Consider the following 19,971-nt stretch of genomic DNA (forward strand, 5'->3'; position numbering starts at 1 on the left):
AGCCCATGATGTCCTTCCCCCCGATACACCGCGTCGTCACCGGCCACGATGCGCAAGGCCGATCCATCATCAGCAGCGACGGTCCGCTGCCGACCGTGGTCGAAGTGGCCGCCATTCCCGGCACGCTGTTCCATGAAGTCTGGAGCACCAGCGCCACGCCCGCGCGCGTGGACAATGGCCCTGATCCCAGCCTGGGAGCACTGGTGCTGTCGCCCCCGGCGCGCGGCACACGCATGCGCTTCGTCGACATCCCGCCCGACACCGAGGAGTTTCTCGCCAGCGCCAACAGCAAGATGCACGAGGCCTTCAGCCAGATCGGCGAAGCTTCGGCATCCACCGTGCAGACCGACTCGCCCCATCCGCTGATGCACCGTACTGAATCGGTGGACTACGGCATCGTCATCGACGGCGAGATGACGCTGGTGCTGGACCGTGGCGAAGTCGCCCTGAAACCCGGCAGCGTGGTCGTGCAGCGTGGTACCAATCACGCCTGGGCCAATCGTTCCGGCAAGCCTTGCCGCATGCTGTTCATCCTGGTCGATGGCGAGGTTGACCCGGCCATTGCCGCCCAACTCGCCAAGGGAGCGTAAGCCATGAAGTTCGCCACCCTGCGCGACGGTACGCCTGATGGCGCGCTGGTACTGGTCGCGCGCAATGCCGCCACCGCCTTGCCGGTGCCGCGGATCGCGCGCACTCTGATCGATGCGCTGGCGCGCTGGGACGAGGTCACACCCGCCCTGGCCGAGCGCTATCAGGCCCTCAATGAAGGCCGTGCCGATGGTGCCATCGCCTTCGATGCGCAGCTGTGCATGGCGCCGCTGCCGCGCGCACCGCAATGGCTGGACGCGTCTGCCTTCCTCAATCACGGACGTTTGATGGAAGAAGCCTTCAAGACACCGCCGATTCCGTATTTCGATACCGTGCCCGTGATGTACCAGGGGGCCAGCGATGATTTCCTCGGACCGCATCAGGACGTGCCGCTGCGGTCGGAAGCCGAAGGCATCGATTTCGAAGGCGAGTTCGGTGTGGTGGTCGGGCCGGTCGCCATGGGCGCGACACCGGACGCAGCCCTGCAGGCCGTGCGCCTGGTCGTGCAGCTCAATGACTGGAGCCTGCGCGCACTCGGCCCGCATGAGATGAAGACCGGTTTCGGCTTCCTGCAGGCCAAGCCCTCGACGGCCTTTGCCCCGATTGCCGTCACCCCCGATGAACTGGGCGATGCCTGGCACGATGGCCGCGTGCAGATGCGCTTGCAGGTGCAGTGGAATGGCGCGCGCTTTGGCGAACCGCACGGCGGTGAAATGAATTTTTCCTTCGGACAGCTGATCGCGCATGCGGCGCACAGCCGTCGCCTCACCGCGGGCTGCATCATTGGCTCGGGTACGGTCTCCAATGTGGCGCGCGCGGCCGGTTCAGCCTGCATCGCCGAGCGGCGCGTGATCGAGAAGATCGATCACGGCGAGATCCGTACCGGCTTCATGCATTTCGGCGATGAGGTGCGCATGCAGGCGCATTACGAGGATGGCCGTCCCGGTCCCTTCGGTATCGTTCAGCAACGCGTGGTGCAGGCAGCATGAGGGTCCTGGTCACTGGCGCGGGCGGCTTCATCGGCGCGATCCTGCTGCAGCTGCTGCAACAGGTGGGGCAGGTCGGCCAACAGCGTATTACGCGGCTGGCGGCGATGGATCGCACCTTGCCTTTGCTGCCCGAGTCCGTCGAATGCATCGAGGGTGAATTGCAGGATGCGCAGGTGCAGTCACGCCTGTCACAGTTCGGTGCCGATCTCTGCTTTCATCTGGCAGCGGTGCCGGGCGGTGCGGCCGAAGCCGATCCGGCCTTGAGCCGCCGCGTCAATCTGGATGCCACGCTGGATCTGTTCAACTTGCTGGCCGAAGGCAGGGCAAGGGGGAGTGCGCCGCCGGTGGTGGTGTATGCCAGCACCATCGCGGTATATGGCACGCCCCTGCCGGACCCGGTCACCCCGGCCACGCCCACGCGTCCGGCGCTGATTTATGGCGCGCACAAACGGGCTTGCGAAATCCTGCTGGCCGATGCCACGCGCCGTGGTGTGCTTGATGGCCGTTCGCTGCGCCTGCCGGGCATCGTGGCGCGTCCGCGTGCTGCCTCGGGATTGGTCTCGGCCTTCATGAGCGAGCTGTTGCATGCGCTGGCGGCGGGCGAGTCCGTGACGCTGCCGGTCGGACCGCAGGCCACTGCGTGGTGGATGTCGGCACAACGTTGTGCGGAGAACCTGCTGCATGCGGCGGTCATGGATCCGATGCTGGATACCGAGTGCCACATGGAACGCACCTGGGCCTTGCCCGTATTGCGGCTATCCATGCAGGAAGTGGTCGCAACGCTCTCGGCCTTGTATCGCGTGGATGGACCTGCGCTTGTGCGCTATGCCCCGCAAGAGCCGGTGGAGGCGGTGTTTGGCCGCTATCCCGTACTTGATGACCGCATCGCGCGCCGGCTTGGCTTGCGTGATGATGGTTCGCCTGCCGAACTGGTACGGCGCGCCTTGTCTCTCCATTCCTGATCTCTCCGGACGCGCAGTTGTGCTGCGCGTCCCGGCATTTGTGCTGCGCTGAATTATTTGCACGCCGGCCCTCCTTCCTGCCCTCAGGGCATATAGCTCCCCGCTGATCCATTGAGGACAATCAGTCCGTTTTCGTTGCCATACAGATTCATTGAGTTCACATCTCAGGGACTATTGGTGACTTTGCATCAATTAACATGATTTGCAACAGCCGAACGAATTCTTGTTTGGCGAGACTGTAAAGTTGGGTAAAATTGCCGCTCGGCATATTTTCCTTGTGGAAATGTCGCCGCAAACAGGCAGACGGACCATCAGGGGTGACAGGTCCGCACCCGTTCAGCACCGCCCGAACCACAACTAAAAATCATGAAACAAGATCCTCAGGGAGTCTTGCGGGGCCCTTCGCGCCCACGCAGGCTGGCGACCGCTTTGTCCTTCGCTTTCAGTCTTGGCCAGTGGGGCCTGGCGCACTACGCGCAGGCACAGACCGATCCGGCCACGCAGCAGTATCAGCGCGAGCAGCAGCGCGAACGCGCACTGCGCCGCCAGCAGGAAACCACACCGGACGTCCGCCTGCCCGCAGAGCCGGCCGCGCCCGCACTGCCGCTGCCTGCGCAGGAGACACCGTGCTATCCGATCCGGCGCGTGGAACTGCGGGGTGAGGAGGCTGCGCGTTTCGATTGGCTGCTCGGGGACGAGGCCTCAGTGGACGGGCGCTGCCTGGGCGTGCAAGGCATCAATGCCCTGATGACACGCCTGCAAAACGCCATCGTCGCGCGCGGCTACATCACCACGCGGGTGCTGGCCGAGCCGCAGGATCTCAACAGCGGCGTGCTGATGCTGACCTTGTTGCCGGGCCGCGTGCGGCAGATACGCTTCGCCGCCGATGCCGATCCACGCGGCACGCAATGGAATGCCTTGCCGGTCCGTCCCGGTGAGCTGCTCAACCTGCGCGACATCGAACAGGGTCTGGAAAATCTCAAGCGGGTCCCCACCGCCGAAGCCGACATCAAGCTTGAACCTGCGCAGGGCGAAGGCGCACTGCCCGGCCAGAGCGATCTGGTCATCAGTTACCGGCAGGCCTTTCCCTTGCGGCTGGCGGTCTCGGTCGACGACAGCGGCTCCGATGCCACCGGCAAATACCAGGGCAGCATTACCCTGTCCTATGACAATTGGTGGACCCTCAATGACCTGTTCTACGTCAGCGTCAACCATGATCTGGGCGGCGGCCATGCCGGCCCGCGCGGATCGCGCGGCAGCACCGTGCATTACTCGCTGCCCTTCGGCTACTGGAACCTGGGCTTCACCACCAGCAGCAGCGACTACCACCAGACCATCGCCGGCCTGACGCAGACCTATCTCTATCGCGGCCAGAGCGAGACCAGCGAAATCAAGCTCGCCCGCATGGTCTATCGCGATGCCTCGCGCAAGACGTCGGTCTCGGCCAAGGCCTTCCTGCGGCGTGCCAGCAATTTCGTCAACGATACCGAGATCGAGGTCCAGCGCCGCCGCACTGCCGGCTGGGAGTTGGGCGTGGCGCATCGTGAATTCATCGCCGATGGCGCGCTCGACCTGAGCCTGGCCTACCGGCGCGGCACCGGTGCATTCTCGGCCTTGCCGGCACCGGAAGACGTCTTCGGCGAAGGCAGCGCGCGTTTCTCGCTGGCCACGCTCGACCTCAACCTGAGCCAGCCCTTCAGCCTCGATGCGCCATGGGGACGACAGGCACTGCGCTACACGCTGGCCGCACGCGGCCAATGGAATGGTACCGCCCTGGCACCGCAGGAACGCTTCTCCATCGGCGGCCGTTACACCGTGCGCGGCTTCGATGGCGAGATGACCCTGCTCGCCGATCACGGCTGGTTCGTGCGCAATGAGCTGGCGGCCGCACTGGGCAGCAGCGGCCAGGAGTTCTTCATCGGCCTCGACTACGGCGAAGTCGCCGGACCCTCGGCGCAACTGCTGGTTGGCAAGCACCTGGCGGGCGCGGTAGCGGGCCTGCGCGGCGGCTACAAGAGCCTGTCGTGGGAAGCCTTCGCCGGCACACCGGTTTCCAAACCTGAACGTCTTGAGACGGCCCGCCTCACGGCCGGCTTCTCCCTCACCTGGTCCTACTGATGCTCATGACACCCGCTCCCCGTTTCGAGATCCTCGCGCCGCGCCTGCTGGCGGGCGAATTCAACGAAGCCACCGCCTTCGGCTCGGCGGCCTGGCTGTGGCTGCATTCAGCGCGTCACCGCAATGTGCCGCTGCATACGCTCTCCACGCTGTTGCTGCCGGCGATCAAGGAAGGCCGCTTCGTGCTGGTCTCCGAGCGCAGCCAGCCGGTGTTCTACATGAGCTGGGCCGATCTCGACGAGGCGGCGGAAGCGCGCTACCTGCAGCACTCGCCGGAACAGATGCGGCAGGAAGACTGGAGCAGCGGCGAGCGCCTGTGGATCCTCGACTGGATTGCGCCCTTCGGCCATACCAACCTGATGATGCAGCTGGTACGCAAGCGCCTGATGGCCACCCGCATCATGCGCACCCTCTATCACCGTGGCGCGGAGCGCGGCATGCGCATCATGGAGCTGCACGGCATGGCCGTTCATCCGCGCGAGGCGCGCGCCTGGTTCGCGTTGCATCCGCCTGCCACGCCTGCCATTGCCAGCGCCGCCGATCCACTTGCCCTCTCTGCCTGAACCATGAACAAGCTCTGTTATCGCGTCATCTTCAACAAGACTCGCGGCCTGCTCATGGCCGTGTCGGAACTGGGCCGCAGCCATGGCGCGGCACCCGGTGCGGACGGCATGGCCACCAGTGCCGTGCCGCCGCTCAACGCTGCGCGCCTGCAGCCGCTGGCCTTCGCGGTGCTGGTGCTGGCCGGCGCGCAGCTGCTGACGCTCCCTGCCGCGCAGGCCCAGATCGTGGCCGATCCGTCGGCACCGCGCTCGCAACAGGCCGTGGTGGTGACCACCGCCAACGGCCTGCCGCAGGTCAACATCACCACGCCCAGCGCGGCAGGCGTGTCGCGCAATACGTACAGCCAGTTCGACGTCAACAAGCCGGGGGCCATCCTCAACAATGCGCGCAATGACGTGCAGACCAGACTGGGCGGCTGGATCCAGCGCAATCCCAACCTGGCCACCGGCACTGCGGGGGTGATCCTCAACGAGGTCAATTCGGCCAATCCCAGTTTCCTGCGCGGATACGTGGAAGTGGCTGGCGACCGTGCGCAGGTCATCATCGCCAATCCGTCCGGCGTGACCTGCGATGGCTGCGGTTTCATCAATGCCAGCCGCACTACGCTGACGACCGGCACGGCCATCATGAACAATGGCAATCTGGATGGATTCGTGGTCCGGCGCGGCACGGTCACGGTGCAAGGCGAGGGACTGGACAGCAGCCAGTCCGACTACACCCACATCATCGCGCGCGCCGTCCGCATCAATGCCGGCCTCTGGAGCCGCGACCTGCGCATCACCACCGGGGCCAACCGCGTCAATGCCGACAACCAGGTCGTCGAGAAACTCGACGGCGAAGGTGACACGCCCTCACTCTCCATCGACGTGGCGCAACTGGGCGGCATGTATGCCAACAAGATCGTGCTGGTCGGCACCGAAGCCGGTGTGGGCGTGCGCAATGCCGGCACCATCGGCGCAGCCGCAGGAGAGGTGCGTATCAGCGCCGCCGGCCATATCGAAAACACCGGCAAGATCCAGTCCACGCAAACCGCCAGCATTGCGGCCACCAGCCTGGACAACCGTGGCGGCAAACTGCAGGCCACCAGCGATCTCGACGTGACACTGGGCAGCGGTGCCCTGGACAACCGGGCCGGCCTGCTCGATACCAGCGCCAACCTGCGCCTGCAGGCGGCCGGCATTGACAACCGCGACACCGGTGCCAGCGACCAGGGTCTCCATGGCGCGACCATCAGCATGCAGGCACAGTCGCTCGACAACCAGCGCGGCAGCGTGCTGGCCAGCCAGAGCCAGACCCTGCGCACCGAACGTAGCCTGGACAACAGCGGCGGTGTGATCTCCGCCGCTGGTGACCTCTCCATCAGCGGCAGCAATCTGGCGCTCACCAATACGGGCGGCCAGATCCAGACCAATGCGGCATTGCAGGTACAGGCCGCCAGCATCAGCAATACGGGGACGAGCGGCGCTTCGCAAGGCCTGCTCGGCAAGCGCCTCACGCTTGATGCAGACGTGATCGACAACCGCCGTGGCAAGCTGCGCGCCGAGGAGGCGCTCGCCATCCGTGCCGCCACGTCCGTGGACAACAGTGCCGGCGCAATTTCTGCCAGTGCGGGTGTGAGCATTCAGGATCGCGTGGATGCGCCCCCGGCGCGCCGCCTCAGCGTGCGCAATGATGGCGGCCTGATCGAAACCGCCAACGCCCTGGACATCAAGGCGGCCGGCCTTTCCAACACTGACACCGGCGGCACCAGCCAGGGCCTGCGTGCCACCCGCATCAGCATCGATGCCGATCGCATCGACAATACGCGCGGTGCCATCCTCGCCAATGACAGCACCACCGTCAGCGCCAGCGGCAGCCTCGACAACAGTGCCGGCACCGTCTCGGCCGGCGGCGCGCTGCGCATCGCCGACCGCAATGCCGACAGCGCCAGCGGCAACGGTGCGCTCAGCAACAGCCGCAGCCTCGCCATCACCAATACCGGGGGCAAGCTCGATGCCGGCACCACCAGCATCGATGCGGCTGCATTGGGCGGTGATGGCCAGGTATTGAGCCAGCAGGCCACGACCGTCAAACTGACCGGAGGCTTCAGCAACAGCGGCACGGTGCGCAGCAATGGCAGCATCGATATCGACAGTGGCGGCACGCTTGCCAACGATGGGCTGATGCAGGCGGCAACGCTGCTCAGGATCAAGGCCCCTACCATCATGAACGGTGCGGGCGGCACGCTGGTCGGCAATCGCCTGCAGCTCAATGCCACTGATGCCCACACGTTGCTCAATCGCGGCCTCATCGACGCGCAGGAGACGGTGATCGTCACCCAGACCCTGCGCAACCTGGGAACCGGACGCATCTTCGGTGACCACGTCGCCATCGCTGCCACCACCGTGGACAACGAAGCCGAAACCGTCAATGGCGGCACATCCGCGCCGGTGATCGCCGCTCGTGACCGCCTCGACATCGGTGCAGAAAACGTCAACAACCGCGAACACGCCATGCTCTTTGCTGGTGGCGACATGGCCATCGGCGGCGCGCTGGATGCCGGCAACCGGGCTACGGGCCAGGCGGGAACGGTCAACAACAACAGTGCCACCATCGAAGCACAGGGCGCACTGGACCTGTCTGCGCGTACCATCAACAACACCAATGAACATTTCAGCACCGAGGTGGTGGAGGTCTCGCGCGAGCAGAAGCGCGAGTTCCAGTATTCCGGATCAGCCACGCGCTATGACAACAGCCAGGTCGCCATCATCAACGATGAAGCCGACGACATGTGGCTGCGCGACGCCAACGGCAACCCGTCGGTAAAGCTGGGCAATGACTTCAACCGTTATGACTACACCCGCGTCATCCAGGAAAGCCGCGTCAGCCAGAGCGATCCGGCGCGGATCTGGTCGGGGCAGGGCCTGCGCATCCGTGCTGACGTCCTGAACAACGACAAGAGCCAGATCATCGCCGGCGGCACCCTGACCGGTGCCATCGGCACGCTCAACAATACGGAAGTGCCGGGCCAGCGCATCATCACTGACAGCGGCACCGCCTTCCACTTCTACAACATCGAGAAAAAAGGCCGCGACGAACAAGGCGTCTCCAGCACGGCCTACTATCCGGGCCAGATCGTGCAGGCGATCAGCCTCACCCCCACGGTCTACCAGCAGAACACGGCCGTGGCCGGCAGTGGCACGCAGGTGGGCCGGCTGAACAACGCCGCCATGGCCAATGGCGTGCGTGTGCCGGGCGTGGCGCTGGCCATTGGTGGCGGAGGCGCGATCCGTCTGCCCGACAACAGCCTGTTCTCGATCAACACCAACCCGGCCCTGCACTACCTGGTGCAAAGCGATCCGCGCTTCACCAACTATCGCACCTGGCTCTCGTCGGACTACATGCTGCAGCAGCTGAACGTGGACCCGACCCTGACGCAGAAGCGCCTGGGCGATGGTTTCTATGAACAGAAGCTGGTACGCGAACAGGTGGCTGAACTGACCGGCCGCCGCTTCCTCGACGGCTACAGCACCGATGAGGCACAATACCGCGCCTTGCTGGAAGCGGGGGTGACCGTGGCCAGGCAGTACAACCTCAAGGTCGGCGTGGAACTGAGCGCCGCCCAGATCGCCGCGCTCACCGCCGACGTGGTGCTGCTGGTGGAGAAGGACGTGGTCCTGCCGGATGGCAGCACGACCAGAGCGCTGGTGCCGCAACTCTACGTGCGCCTGAAAGACGGCGACATCAACGGCCACGGTGCGCTGCTGGCGGCCGACAGCATCAATCTCAAGATCAGCGACAGTGCCAACAACAGCGGCACCATTGCCGGCCGCAACCTGCTGACCCTGGATGCGGCGACCATCAACAACAATGGCGGCCGTCTCACCGCCAAGGACGCAACGGTGGTGGCGGCGCTGGATGTGAACAACATCGGCGGGACCATCGATGCCGGCGACAAGCTCAGCGTGAGCGCCGGGCGCGACCTGAACCTGGTGACGACCACGCGCGACACTGCCACCGACCAGGCGACCCGCACCAGCGTGGAACGGGTGGCGGCCCTGTACGTCACCAATCCTGGCGGCACGCTCACGGCCACGGCGGCGCGCGACATCAATGCCAAGGGTGCGCAGATTGCCAACAGCGGCGAGGGCGGCAGTACCACGCTGGCAGCGGGCAATAACGTCAACGTGGACACGGTGACGGAGAAATCCACCCAGTCACTGCGCTGGGATGCCAACAACTATCGCAAGGAAGCGATGAGCAGCGAGGTCGGCAGCACCATCGCTGCCGCCGGCGATGTGCGGGTGATGGCAGGCAACGACATCAATGCGCGGGGATTGAACGCCACCAGCGACAAGGGGGCCATCAATCTGGCAGCGGCCAACAACGTCAACCTCGGCACTGCCGAATCACGGCAGCAGGTCGATGAAGGGCACCAGACCAGCGGCAGCAGCGGGTGGCTGTCAAAAAAGACGGTGACCACGCGCGATCAGGTGGACCAGTCGCAAGCCTCGGGCAGTACGGTTTCCGGCAATACGGTCAGCGTGGCGGCGGGCAAGGATGTGAACGTCACAGGCAGCAACGTGGTCTCCACGCGCGGCACGCAGATTGCGGCGGCGGGTGATGTGAATATCGTAGCGGCCAGCGACAAGTCCGACAGCACGCACGTGCGCAATGAAGTGACCAGCGGTCTCTTCAGCGGCGGGGGCTTCGGGGTGACCATCGGCAAACAGGAGATGGACAACAAGAATCGCACCGTCAGCAGCACGGCGGTGTCGTCCACGGTCGGCAGTACCGAGGGCAATGTGTCCATCAGCGCGGGGAGTGGCTACAAGCAGGTCGGCAGCAATGTGATGGCTCCCAAGGGAGACATCGATATCCTGGCGCGGCAGATCAGCATTCTGGCGGCGACGGACAGCGAGCGTAATACGCAGGATGTGGTCTTCAAGCAGAGTGGGTTGACGTTGCAGATCACCAGTCCGGTGTTGTCGGCGATTCAGACGGTGCAGCAGATGAAGAAGGCGGCCGAAAAAACCACCGATGGACGGATGCAGGCCCTGGCTGGCGTCACGGGAGGATTGGCCGCGTCGAACGCCTATGACGCCGTCAAGGCCGGACAGGGTCAGACGATCTACACCAAGGATGCGCAAGGCAACATCATCGATCAGAAGGATGGTCAGATCGTCACAGGCGAGAACCCGGACGGCACGCTCAAGAGCCGGGATGCCAATGCAGCTGACAAGGTGGGCGGTATCAACCTGTCCATCAGCCTGGGTGCGAGCAAAAACGAAAGCCATGCTCAATCCAGTGCCAGCACTGCACGCGGTTCGACCGTCGCGGCAGGTGGCAACGTCAACCTCACCGCCACGGGCGGCGGCGTTGCCAGCAACATCGTTGTCCAAGGAAGTGATATCAAGGCAGGTGTCAATGCCACGCTGAAGGCAGACAACGAAGTCAGGCTGGAAGCCGCACAGAGCACGACCGAACAACATAGTACGAACAAGGGCATGTCGGGTGCCATCGGTGTCTCGATTGGAACCAGCGGCTTGTTGTTTACAGCCAGCGCATCGGGAAGTCGCGGTCACGGTGATGGCAGTGATGTGACGCAGGTCAACACGCATGTAGGCGCGGGCAACAAGCTCACCATCGTTTCTGGTACGGACACCACGATCAAGGGTGCCGTGGTCAGCGGCAAGCAGGTAGTGATGGATGTGGGCACCAGCGGAAGAGGCAATCTGAATATCGAGAGCCTGCAAGACACCAGCACCTACAAGAGCAATCAGCAGAGTCTGGGCGGCAGCATCTCGGTGGGCATGGGGCAGATGAGCGGTAGCATCAACTACAGCAAGTCCAGCACCAACAGCAACTATGCCAGCGTCATGGAGCAATCTGGCGTGAAGACTGGCGATGGGGGATTCCAGATCAACGTAAGGGGCAACACTGATCTGAAGGGAGCGGTGATTGCCAGCTCTGACAAGGCGGTCGCCGATAACAAGAACAACTTGAGTACGCAGACGCTGACGCAGAGCGATATCAAGAATAGTGCTGAATATGACGCCCAGAGTGTGGGCATTGGCATTGGGTATAGCACCGGAAAGTCCAATCCGGTTGGTCGGGATCAGCAGGGCAATACGCAGACAGGTGGTACGAGAGTGCCTGGAGCGGACTTGCCCACCACCGGTAAAGATGGCGGTTTCTCGGCAACGCCGCCGGTAGTGATGGGCGCTAGCGGTAGCTCGTCGAGCGTGACCAGAAGCGGCATCAGCGGCGGCATCATCTTGATCACGGATGACAAGAAGCAGCAGGAGCTGACGGGCAAGACGGCGGAGCAGACCGTGGCGTCGGTGAATCGGGATGTGAGCAGTGACAAGGATGGTAGTAATTCGCTTAAGCCGATTTTTGATAAGGAAGAGATTGAGAATAGAACGGCGATTGCTGGAGCTTTTACTCGAGAGGTGGGAGCCTTCCTTGAAAATCGAGCGAAAGAATCGAAGGAAGCGCAAAAGGAGCTGGACAACGAACTTTCGAAACCGAAGGATCAGCAAGATGTTGTTAAGCTTGCCAAGCTCGAAAAGACACTAAGTGATAATGATAAATGGGAAATGGCTGGGACAGGGCGTCTAGTCTTGACGGCTGTCAGTGGTGGTATAGGCGGTAATGTTGCAGGGTCAACGGGATCATTCTTAAAGAGTGCTGCCGCTTACTATTTCCAAGGTCTCGCCACTCAGGAAGTAAAAGGGATCGCCGATCTTCTCGACAGTGACTCTGCAAGAGCTGCCTTGCAAGGTCTGGTGGCTTGTGCAGGGGCCGCTGCACAAGGCCATAGTTGCGGTGCCGGAGCAACAGGCGCAGCAGCAAGCGTGGTTCTGAACAATTTACTCAATGGATTGAATGGAGAGACTGCCTCCTCGCTGTCGCAAGAGGAAAGACAAAGTAGGAAAGACCTTGTGGCTTCAATCGTTGCGGGTACATCCAGTGTATTTGGAGGAGATGTAGTCACATCAACCCTCGCCGCTATTATCGAGACAGAAAATAACGCGACAGCCTTCGTCAAGGGAACGACCGAGAGAATTAAAGTCGCCGCTACAAGTGCAGCAGACATGCTACGTAAACCTAAAGGTAGCGTGACGCGGCAGGATGTTGACTCTGAACTGGCTAAGCTCAAAGTATTGGTTGATTCAGAAGACCTTTCTCCGCAAGAGTCCTTGAATCTAAGCTCGCTATGGATGTCCGTGATCGAGCGAGCGGCGGTCGAGAATTTGATGAGTACTCAGGAGGTAATTGGTTCTAAACAGTTCTTGCAGGCGGCCATCACGGCAATGGCATTTGGAGGAAGTGGAAATACGAACGTTCGGATACCGGGAAGCTCTACTGGACCACGTTTGCCAACCACGACGGGTAATCGTACTGCGGTGGACCTAGATGACAATGTGGTGTTCGCGCAGACTAGTCAAGGGAAGAATATTGAAATCAAGGCGGCAGATGGAGTTGTTGCATCAAGAATTAATGTAAGAACAGGGGATGCCAATATTACCGGTAGTGGGCTCGAGTACGCTTGGAAAAAACATGGCGGTACTTGGGGCGCGAATAAATCTGCATTTACAATTCCTAAGGAGGAGTTAAAGATCGCTCTACAAGATCCTCTGGTTGTAAATACGCCAGCATATCAGTCGCCGACAAGTGGTAATTACATCCGAACAGTTGATATGGGGCGCAATATAGGAATTGATGCTAAGGCGGATGGACAGCCTACAAATTTTATGACAGTGATTACTGACTCTAAAGGCAATTTGGTCAATGTATTCCCCGGAAAGACCTTTTAAATATGTATTACCTAATTATTTGGGATAAACGGCTAGCCGCTACAGGACAAGATGGATGCCTGAGAAAACTTGAGATTCCAATCGACTTGGCGAAATTTTTTTTTCGATTGGACAGTGAAAGTTTCCCAGTCCTTTCTCAGCTAAGTTTTGACGACTACGATTTGTTTTCTGATACTCAGCTTGAATTGCTTATTCAAGAATTGCAGAATGTTCCGGCTACTGATCGATCCATCACTGATCAAATTAACTCAATGGTGCAAGTAATCCGCGATGCTAAGTCGTTAGGAAAAAGCATCTTATTTGATCCGTTTCGTAGAGACTAGTGTCCTGTCCCGCTGATACGTGAGCAAGTCGATGGAGCTTTTCGAGGATCGAGTCTGCGGTAGCGGTTCACTTGAACGGCTGGCAATTCGCGTTGTAGGGGGCGATACGCTGCACGAGTTGCTTGGCGCTGGTGAAGGATCTGCGGTGGATGGCCTAATCGGTGATTAGCGAGAAAAACCGTTCGACTTGATTAAGCCACGAACTGTATATCGGGATGAAATGCATATACCAGCGTGGTCCGATGGCTAGCCAGGTCTTGATTTTCGGGTGGCTGTGAGTGGCGTAGTTGTCGCAGATGCAGTGAACGTCTAATTCGGCCGGTACAGCATTGTCGATCTCGCGCAGGAAGGACAGGAACTCTTGAGGCCGGTGACGCGGCTTGCAGGGGGCGCAATCACAGTGCTATGCGCTAGGCGTGGCGCTGGCCGATACGCAGATTGCGGAACTGAAGTTGGACATCGTTTGGCTGCTCAAGCAGACCGTCACGCTGGCCGATGGCAGCACGCAGGAAGTGCTGGTGCCGCAGGTGTACTGACCTGAGACGAATTTTGTAGCCACCGGCTAATCCAGTGGCGGACACGACTTGAGGATTAACTAATGGTGTGGAAAAAATTAGTTACGTTGGAAGACTGTGAGTACATCATGCATGGTGCAATTTTTCGGGTTAAAGGAGTATGGCCTTACGAAGAATTTGTCGATTTCATGTTGGTGGACATGGCGGATGATAGGACTAGACATGCTTTAGTCGTTTCGTCTGGCAGGAAGGCCGGCTTGGTTCTGGTGCGACTTCCCCTAGATTCAGGTTCTCCTACAGGGAACACTCTATCGAGAAAATGGCTCATCGAAAATTGGGGGAAATGGGTTTATCCGCAATGCTCGGTACAAGATGTTTTTTTTCTTCCACGCTACGAGGCTCAAGATCCTGAGTGAGTTCGGGCTTAAAAATGCAATCCTTAGCATTGCAAATTGCTGGGGTAATTCCGTGTTCGTCATAAAAAGTGGGAAATCACGGCACCAATCTCAACAACACCGGTCCGCTGGGCCGCCAGCGCGTGGTCTCGACCGGTTCGGCCAGCTACACCTACGTCAAGAGCCACACCTTCAGTGCAGATGATTGTCGCTATGACAATGCGCCGTATCAGTCTCAGGACATCGTCACCAACTTCCAGCTGGACATCACGCCGACCAGCGGAGCCGGACCTATTCGACAGAATTCGGTACCCGCGTTGGCATCGTCGGTATCGGGGGCTTCGGTTGCGAGTGCGGCCAGCAAATTAAACAAGGAAGAAGGCTGAAATGAAAAAAGAAGAAAATTTGGATGTAGTGCAGGAGCTGTTTACCTCGCTGGCCAAAGATATAGGTTTATCAAAGGAAGAAATGATGGCTGAGAGCGGTAAACAATGCAGCTGGGCTCTTGACTATGGAATATCGCTTGATCAACAGTTCGGTAAGTATTTGGATAGACTAATTTTCTTATTCAGCCTATCTAAAAGAGCAAAGATGGAAAAAGATGATTTGGCAGCCTTTGCTGCTTTGCTAGGGGCTAGGTTGTATGCCCACAAGTTAATGAATCTCTTTGAAAATATCGAGGATGAAATTGATAAAGTCTTGTTCAGGGATGCCAGATTTACTTGGCCAGAAATTCCTGAAAACTACGATTTCCCCGACCATTACGGTGTTACTGGTTTTTGAAAACAATGAACTGGCCGTGGAGACGGCAGTGACGTCAAGCAGATCAATACACACGTTGATGCGGGTAACAAGCTCACTATTGAATCAGGTACGGATATCATTGCAGCCGATTCCTCAAGGCGACTGGGTACAACTGATAAAAGGCACGAATCCAGGAGGAGTTTCGATCTCTATAGTTAAAGGCGGGGAATGACAAATCTACAGCTTGTGAATGGTGACGAATTGTGCCGAGTAATCGAACAATTTGCTGAGCTTGAATGGAGGCGGTTTCAAGCGAGAGAGGCGAACGTTGTGCTAAAGAACGGCGAAATGTATCAGGAGGATCATTCGAAATTTCCCCCTTTTACTTCAGTGCGATTCAAGAATGAAAATCCGGAATTCATTTCCAAACTCAAATCTGCGATAGCGACTTATAGGGGCGGCATGGAATGGCATATGTTTAGCCATCAGAGGCTTACCTTGCCTGGCACAAATTGGATTATTCGACCTACCTTTGTTGAGCAATTAATTTCACAGATGGAGAGTGGATGTTCTCAGGATCTGGGGGGCATATGTTGCAGAACACTACCCAAATTTTGCTTCTGCCGCATATGCAGATTTTTTGGGCCTAGCTGAGCATGTCCGTAAAGCCTTAGAAGGTAAGATTAAAAAGTGAGATTTAAGATGCAGCGATTACAAGATGATGTCTTTGGTGATTTGGAGTATCGATATGGATGGACTCGTCCATATACCTATCCTCTTTTTGGGGATTTGATTAACGTTAAGTTGATCGTTCCATGCGAAGTTGGAGCTGAGATAGAAGAAGAGCAGCGGGAGGCATTTCTAATTTTCGATAAAAAGAAAAGTCAATTGATGTTGTTGGCTGAACAGTCTCTGTTCGATTATTACCAACGCATCTGCGACGAGTATCGCTCTATTGTCGGCGCAGAACTTTGTGACATGAGATGTCCAAGAATCGAGAATTCTTTGCAGCTAAAATCTCTGATAAGGCCAACGGAGATCGTGATTCAGCAATCGTTCGGTATGGGAGATAGAGTGGTCGGTGTGCTTTTTCAATGCACTTGGGAGCCGGAAATTGGCCTCGCCGTTAAGTTTGTTAATGAAGAGGTTGAAGAAGTCGGAACGCAAGATATTGTCCTGTAAATCGCATTCAATAAATTGCCGTCAACCCTCGTCGTCGCGAATACGGACTAGTTTAAGTCGCGAGGATGTCATAGATATGAGGTGCTGGAAGTTGCTATAAGCAACCGACGAGAGGTTTGGAAGTAAGCTAGAGATCGAGTAAGACATATCATCTTGCTGGCGGGCTATACATCAATTGCTCAACCGATGTTTTTTGAAAAAGCAGATATAGAGTATGGAATACTGGCATGGCACCTGCCCCATTTGTGATCAAGGGCGTTTGTTCATTACGCTGAATGACGATGCAGGTGAGCTTTTCCTCCTCTGCGAAGAGTGCGAGTCAGCTTGGCGCAAGCCAGAGGAGATTGATGTTCGAAGTCATCATGGTTTCGAAGGAGCGAAAATTCGTCGCGCAAATTCGGCGGAGATTGAAAGTTTCGGTTGGTCTCGCTACCCATTGAATCAGATCGAGTGATTAAAGCACGAATGCCACTTTAGTATTGAGCGGCTACAAGGACGTGATTGCCGCACGTGAGCGCTGGACAAAGAAGCAATTTGGCGAAGAATAATATTCGGCTCGCACCAGATATGTTTGAGTGTTGGAGGGATTGGTGGATTCTGAGAGCCATGAGAAAAGCTTGATGAGTTGGCAGAAATTGCTAACAGCCGATCTCGAAGAGATTGCTGCAGGATCGGTTTTTCGCGTGAAGGCACAATGGCCTTACGAGGAATTCGTGGATCTCATGCTGGTTTATCTTCCGGGTGAAAACACCGCGCATGCACTCATTGTTTGCACAGGAGTGAAAGCAGGTCGGGTGTTGGTCAAGCTGCCTCTGGTCTCTGATTGTGGGGGACGTGCCATCTCGAAAGACTGGATAGTTGAAAATTGGAATGAATGGATCTATCCGGACAGCCTGATAGAGGATGTGCTTGTCACCCGACGGTACGAGGTTTCCTTCTGATGAGTGATGTACAGCGGCAGCCGTTCGTGATTCCTGCTTGTGAGCGTTGACCTGAGGTATTCATTCAAACTGCCGTTCGCCCTGGCCGGGCGGCATTTGGAGCAAGCGATAGTCACGCCTCCTTCCCGTCAATCCGAAGCAATGAGAAAAAACTATAAAGAGATTATTTTTCCGGTTTTGTGTGTGATGGTCATCTCTATCTGCGCAATGCCATGTCTTGTTGCAATTGTTGATCTGGTTGTCGCGCCGATCCTAAAAGAACTTTTGCAAGACTCACTGACACGTGATTGGTGCGGCGTATTCACACGGTGCGCCAGTCAAATACAAGTCACCTTCGTTGAACACGTCACCTCACCAGCATTCTGGAAAAAAATAGATAGTGAAAATATTGAGCGCCGTTTAAAGAGTGCAGCATTTTTGGGCGCATTAATCGGATTTGGACTTGTCGCGATATCGGTCTTTCGACGTCGACCATGAACAAAATTCAGATGACGTTTCCTCTTTGGATTAAGTACGTGTTTGATGACTATGCCTTGCATATGGAATTTACAAACGATAATAAATTGTCGCATCTAAATTTTTTATCAGTCTGAGGAAACGCTGAACAGGTAAGCGAACTAGTTTTTCGGCCGATTTAAAATTAGATAACGTAGAAAGAAAGTAGTCCCAAGTCACATCTCAATAGTGCCAACGTCGCAGCCGATTGGACGCTAAATAGAGTAATGGCCAACACCACTGCTGCGGCGAAGCAGATCCAAAAGTGCATCTTGCGGGTCCGTTCAGATAAACAGTTGTTGATGGGCTGTCAGAAAGATGTCCCTTCATAGATCGGTGCGAGGTAAAGATGTTGAATGGCTATCCTGAGGAGGAAGAGCTTAGACGCAGAATATTGAATCAGCTCAGTTGGCATGCCTCCAGCGATGTGGTTGGAGTGCTCTGGCTTGGCTATCTGGCAGGGCTGCTGGAGTGGGGAGTGATCGATATCGATGTTTACGGTCGACTAAAAAATCTACTTCCGCTTGTTGGGGACAAGGAAGTTCACGAAATGTTTTCAGACGAACCACTGTCTTCCGAAGACGCGAGGGAGATCGAAGCTTATTTGAATACACGTAAATCCTAAGACTGGCGCCGCAGAACAGCGTAGAGTGCTTCGCCGCGCTGTACGTCGCCAATCCTGACAGCACGCTCACGGCCACGGCGGCGCGAGACATCAATGCCAAGGGCACGCAGATGCAAGAGAAAATCAGTACCTGAGGAGCAGTTGAATGACACTGCCATTAGAAGAATTCATTGCCGTCATCGGCAAAATGGAGCGCGCGCACGAAGTCCAGGCGCTGTTCAAAAAACTCCCCGATCAGCCATTGATCTCATCAACGCCCGAAGAGTACAGCGACCCCGTCGGCGCGACGACCTACTATCAATTTTTTGAGACGGGAGTGGAATGTGGATTTCGGAGCGGGATTTTTGCTTTTGCCCATTTCCTTATCCAGGGCAATGAAGAATACAAATCGTATCAAGGAAAGCTCGCCGGATTTGATACGGCATCTTTGGACCACAACGCCGTCAAGGCACACTGGGGCAGACCCCAGCAGCATGGCGGTGGCTACCTGGACTCCCTGATTGGATTTGTTCGCCCGTGGATGCGCTACGAGATGCCGGACCATCTTGTCCGATTCGAGTTTTCAGACGATATGCGCGTCTACGCAGTGACCCTGATGCCTGAGCAGAATTCGTCGTTATAACGTAAAGCTGACGAGCATCGGCCGTATTGATAGCGACTGCTGTTTTGCCATGTCCTTGCAGATAAAGACCATGTATCTCACCATCCTCCTCCCTGACAACCTCAACACTGAATCGATGCTGCGCCAGCCGAATATCCCCTGCTTCTGCAAAAAGGGCGGCGGCAAGCTCGAACTGTCGTTTCACGATCCGTTGCCGGAAGCCACAGGCTTCATTCATGATTGGGATTCGGAGAAGATCGATCAGCGAGCACCCGCAGGCGGGGGAGGCGCCTATACGCACTATGGCTTTGCGATGGTGACGTTGCGGCGAATCGATAAGGACAATTACAACATCCTTGACCTATCCTTTTTTGAGACGAGCTATCCCGGCTGGTTTCCGATCATCCGGGATGGTGAATGGGCAGAGCCAGTTTCCTTCCACACCCCCGAGGAACTGGCAGAAATCGCACGCGTTGAGGCGCTCTACCCGCCGGTGAAGCTGTCCAAAAAGCAGAGGCGACGCTTGCCCCGAGATTCAACAGACTGATCAATCCCTGCACGACGAATCCGCTTCACCCCACCCAGATCGCGAATCAACACCCGTCCATTTCCCCCTCATGCCACCCTTCCAGTACATCGCATCCCACCCCCACCTGCGCCCTCTTGAAGAACACTGGCAAAGCATCCGCGACGAATACCTGCAAGCCGCACATCGCGTCGTCGAGTGGCCGGAAAAAGATCTGCACAACGGCCTCTGGGATGTGCTCGGCGTGCATTACCCCGACCAGCGCATGCCCGGCGAAATGCTGTGCCCCGTTACGCACACGATCGTGCGCCAGATTCCCGGGCTCTTCATGGCCGGGTTTTCCGTGCTGCGGCCGGGGGCCATGATCCTGCCGCACCGGGGAGCCGTCGAGGGAGTCTGGCGCGTACACCTGGGCCTGATCTGCCCACCGGGTGCCTGGCTGGAAGTGGAAGGACAACGCCACGTGGCGCGCGAAGGCAAGATCGTGGTGTTCGATGACCTGCGGATCCACGCCGCCGCCAATCAGGATGACAGCGACCGCGTCGTGCTCATCGTCGATGTCTGGAAAGACGGCCGCAGCCCTTGAGCGCAAGCATCCCGC

At 57.9% G+C, this 19,971-nt stretch carries 18 protein-coding genes and 1 pseudogene; 18 read left to right on the forward strand and 1 reads right to left on the reverse strand.

Annotated features, from left to right (window positions below; genetic code table 11):
- The first annotated feature begins 8 nt into the window (after positions 1 to 8).
- From JOD78_RS12520 to JOD78_RS12545, 6 genes are all read left to right on the forward strand, one after another.
- Positions 9 to 590 carry a cupin domain-containing protein gene (locus JOD78_RS12520; protein WP_121044800.1) on the forward strand — a complete coding sequence of 194 codons (582 nt, stop codon included), beginning with the start codon at positions 9 to 11 and terminating at the stop codon, positions 588 to 590.
- A gap of 3 nt (positions 591 to 593) precedes the next feature.
- Positions 594 to 1,577 carry a fumarylacetoacetate hydrolase family protein gene (locus JOD78_RS12525; protein WP_209567860.1) on the forward strand — a complete coding sequence of 328 codons (984 nt, stop codon included), beginning with the start codon at positions 594 to 596 and terminating at the stop codon, positions 1,575 to 1,577.
- A complete protein-coding gene (locus JOD78_RS12530) occupies positions 1,574 to 2,539 on the forward strand; it encodes an NAD-dependent epimerase/dehydratase family protein (RefSeq protein ID WP_209567858.1) in 966 nt (321 codons plus the stop codon). Before JOD78_RS12525 ends, JOD78_RS12530 begins: the two co-directional genes overlap by 4 nt.
- 429 nt (positions 2,540 to 2,968) lie before the next feature.
- Positions 2,969 to 4,657 carry a ShlB/FhaC/HecB family hemolysin secretion/activation protein gene (locus tag JOD78_RS12535; RefSeq protein WP_245202099.1) on the forward strand — a complete coding sequence of 563 codons (1,689 nt, stop codon included), beginning with the start codon at positions 2,969 to 2,971 and terminating at the stop codon, positions 4,655 to 4,657.
- Positions 4,658 to 4,662: 5 nt separating this feature from the next.
- Positions 4,663 to 5,220, forward strand: a complete 558-nt coding sequence (locus tag JOD78_RS12540; RefSeq protein WP_209567854.1) for a toxin-activating lysine-acyltransferase — start codon at positions 4,663 to 4,665, stop codon at positions 5,218 to 5,220.
- Between the two features lie 168 nt (positions 5,221 to 5,388).
- Positions 5,389 to 13,023 carry a hemagglutinin repeat-containing protein gene (locus JOD78_RS12545; RefSeq protein ID WP_348534265.1) on the forward strand — a complete coding sequence of 2,545 codons (7,635 nt, stop codon included), beginning with the start codon at positions 5,389 to 5,391 and terminating at the stop codon, positions 13,021 to 13,023.
- A 319-nt stretch (positions 13,024 to 13,342) separates the two neighbouring features.
- Here JOD78_RS12545 and JOD78_RS12550 read toward each other — a convergent pair.
- A pseudogene (locus JOD78_RS12550) lies at positions 13,343 to 13,737 on the reverse strand (transposase); the annotation flags it as partial.
- Here JOD78_RS12550 and JOD78_RS12555 point away from each other — a divergent pair.
- The 12 genes from JOD78_RS12555 (at position 13,727) to JOD78_RS12610 (ending at position 19,956) form a co-directional block, all read left to right on the forward strand.
- Positions 13,727 to 13,882 carry a hypothetical protein gene (locus tag JOD78_RS12555; protein ID WP_245202100.1) on the forward strand — a complete coding sequence of 52 codons (156 nt, stop codon included), beginning with the start codon at positions 13,727 to 13,729 and terminating at the stop codon, positions 13,880 to 13,882. The pseudogene JOD78_RS12550 and the gene JOD78_RS12555 sit on opposite strands and share 11 nt — an antisense overlap.
- 62 nt (positions 13,883 to 13,944) lie before the next feature.
- Positions 13,945 to 14,277 (forward strand): Imm45 family immunity protein, encoded by a 333-nt coding sequence (gene imm45, locus JOD78_RS12560; protein ID WP_209567850.1) that lies wholly within the window; start codon positions 13,945 to 13,947, stop codon positions 14,275 to 14,277.
- A 68-nt stretch (positions 14,278 to 14,345) separates the two neighbouring features.
- Positions 14,346 to 14,642, forward strand: coding sequence for a hypothetical protein (locus tag JOD78_RS12565; protein ID WP_209567848.1), 297 nt, complete (start codon positions 14,346 to 14,348; stop codon positions 14,640 to 14,642).
- 1 nt (position 14,643) lies between these two features.
- Positions 14,644 to 15,039 carry a hypothetical protein gene (locus JOD78_RS12570; RefSeq protein WP_209567846.1) on the forward strand — a complete coding sequence of 132 codons (396 nt, stop codon included), beginning with the start codon at positions 14,644 to 14,646 and terminating at the stop codon, positions 15,037 to 15,039.
- Positions 15,040 to 15,702: 663 nt separating this feature from the next.
- Positions 15,703 to 16,182, forward strand: a complete 480-nt coding sequence (locus tag JOD78_RS12575; RefSeq protein ID WP_209567843.1) for a hypothetical protein — start codon at positions 15,703 to 15,705, stop codon at positions 16,180 to 16,182.
- 214 nt (positions 16,183 to 16,396) lie between these two features.
- Entirely contained in the window at positions 16,397 to 16,636 is a 240-nt protein-coding gene (locus tag JOD78_RS12580; protein WP_209567842.1) for a hypothetical protein, read from the forward strand.
- 166 nt (positions 16,637 to 16,802) lie between these two features.
- A complete protein-coding gene (gene imm45 / locus JOD78_RS12585; protein ID WP_209567839.1) occupies positions 16,803 to 17,123 on the forward strand; it encodes an Imm45 family immunity protein in 321 nt (106 codons plus the stop codon).
- Between the two features lie 39 nt (positions 17,124 to 17,162).
- Positions 17,163 to 17,600 (forward strand): hypothetical protein, encoded by a 438-nt coding sequence (locus JOD78_RS12590; RefSeq protein ID WP_209567837.1) that lies wholly within the window; start codon positions 17,163 to 17,165, stop codon positions 17,598 to 17,600.
- Positions 17,601 to 17,967: 367 nt separating this feature from the next.
- Positions 17,968 to 18,243 carry a hypothetical protein gene (locus JOD78_RS12595; RefSeq protein WP_209568289.1) on the forward strand — a complete coding sequence of 92 codons (276 nt, stop codon included), beginning with the start codon at positions 17,968 to 17,970 and terminating at the stop codon, positions 18,241 to 18,243.
- A 145-nt stretch (positions 18,244 to 18,388) separates the two neighbouring features.
- Entirely contained in the window at positions 18,389 to 18,865 is a 477-nt protein-coding gene (locus JOD78_RS12600; RefSeq protein WP_209567835.1) for a hypothetical protein, read from the forward strand.
- Between the two features lie 70 nt (positions 18,866 to 18,935).
- On the forward strand, positions 18,936 to 19,391 hold the full coding sequence (locus tag JOD78_RS12605; protein ID WP_209567833.1) for a hypothetical protein: 456 nt from the start codon (positions 18,936 to 18,938) through the stop codon (positions 19,389 to 19,391).
- A 70-nt stretch (positions 19,392 to 19,461) separates the two neighbouring features.
- Entirely contained in the window at positions 19,462 to 19,956 is a 495-nt protein-coding gene (locus tag JOD78_RS12610; RefSeq protein WP_204724947.1) for an aspartyl/asparaginyl beta-hydroxylase domain-containing protein, read from the forward strand.
- Positions 19,957 to 19,971 lie beyond the last annotated feature (15 nt).

The organism is Herbaspirillum sp. 1130, assembly GCF_017833835.1.
Lineage (GTDB): Bacteria > Pseudomonadota > Gammaproteobacteria > Burkholderiales > Burkholderiaceae_D > Herbaspirillum > Herbaspirillum huttiense.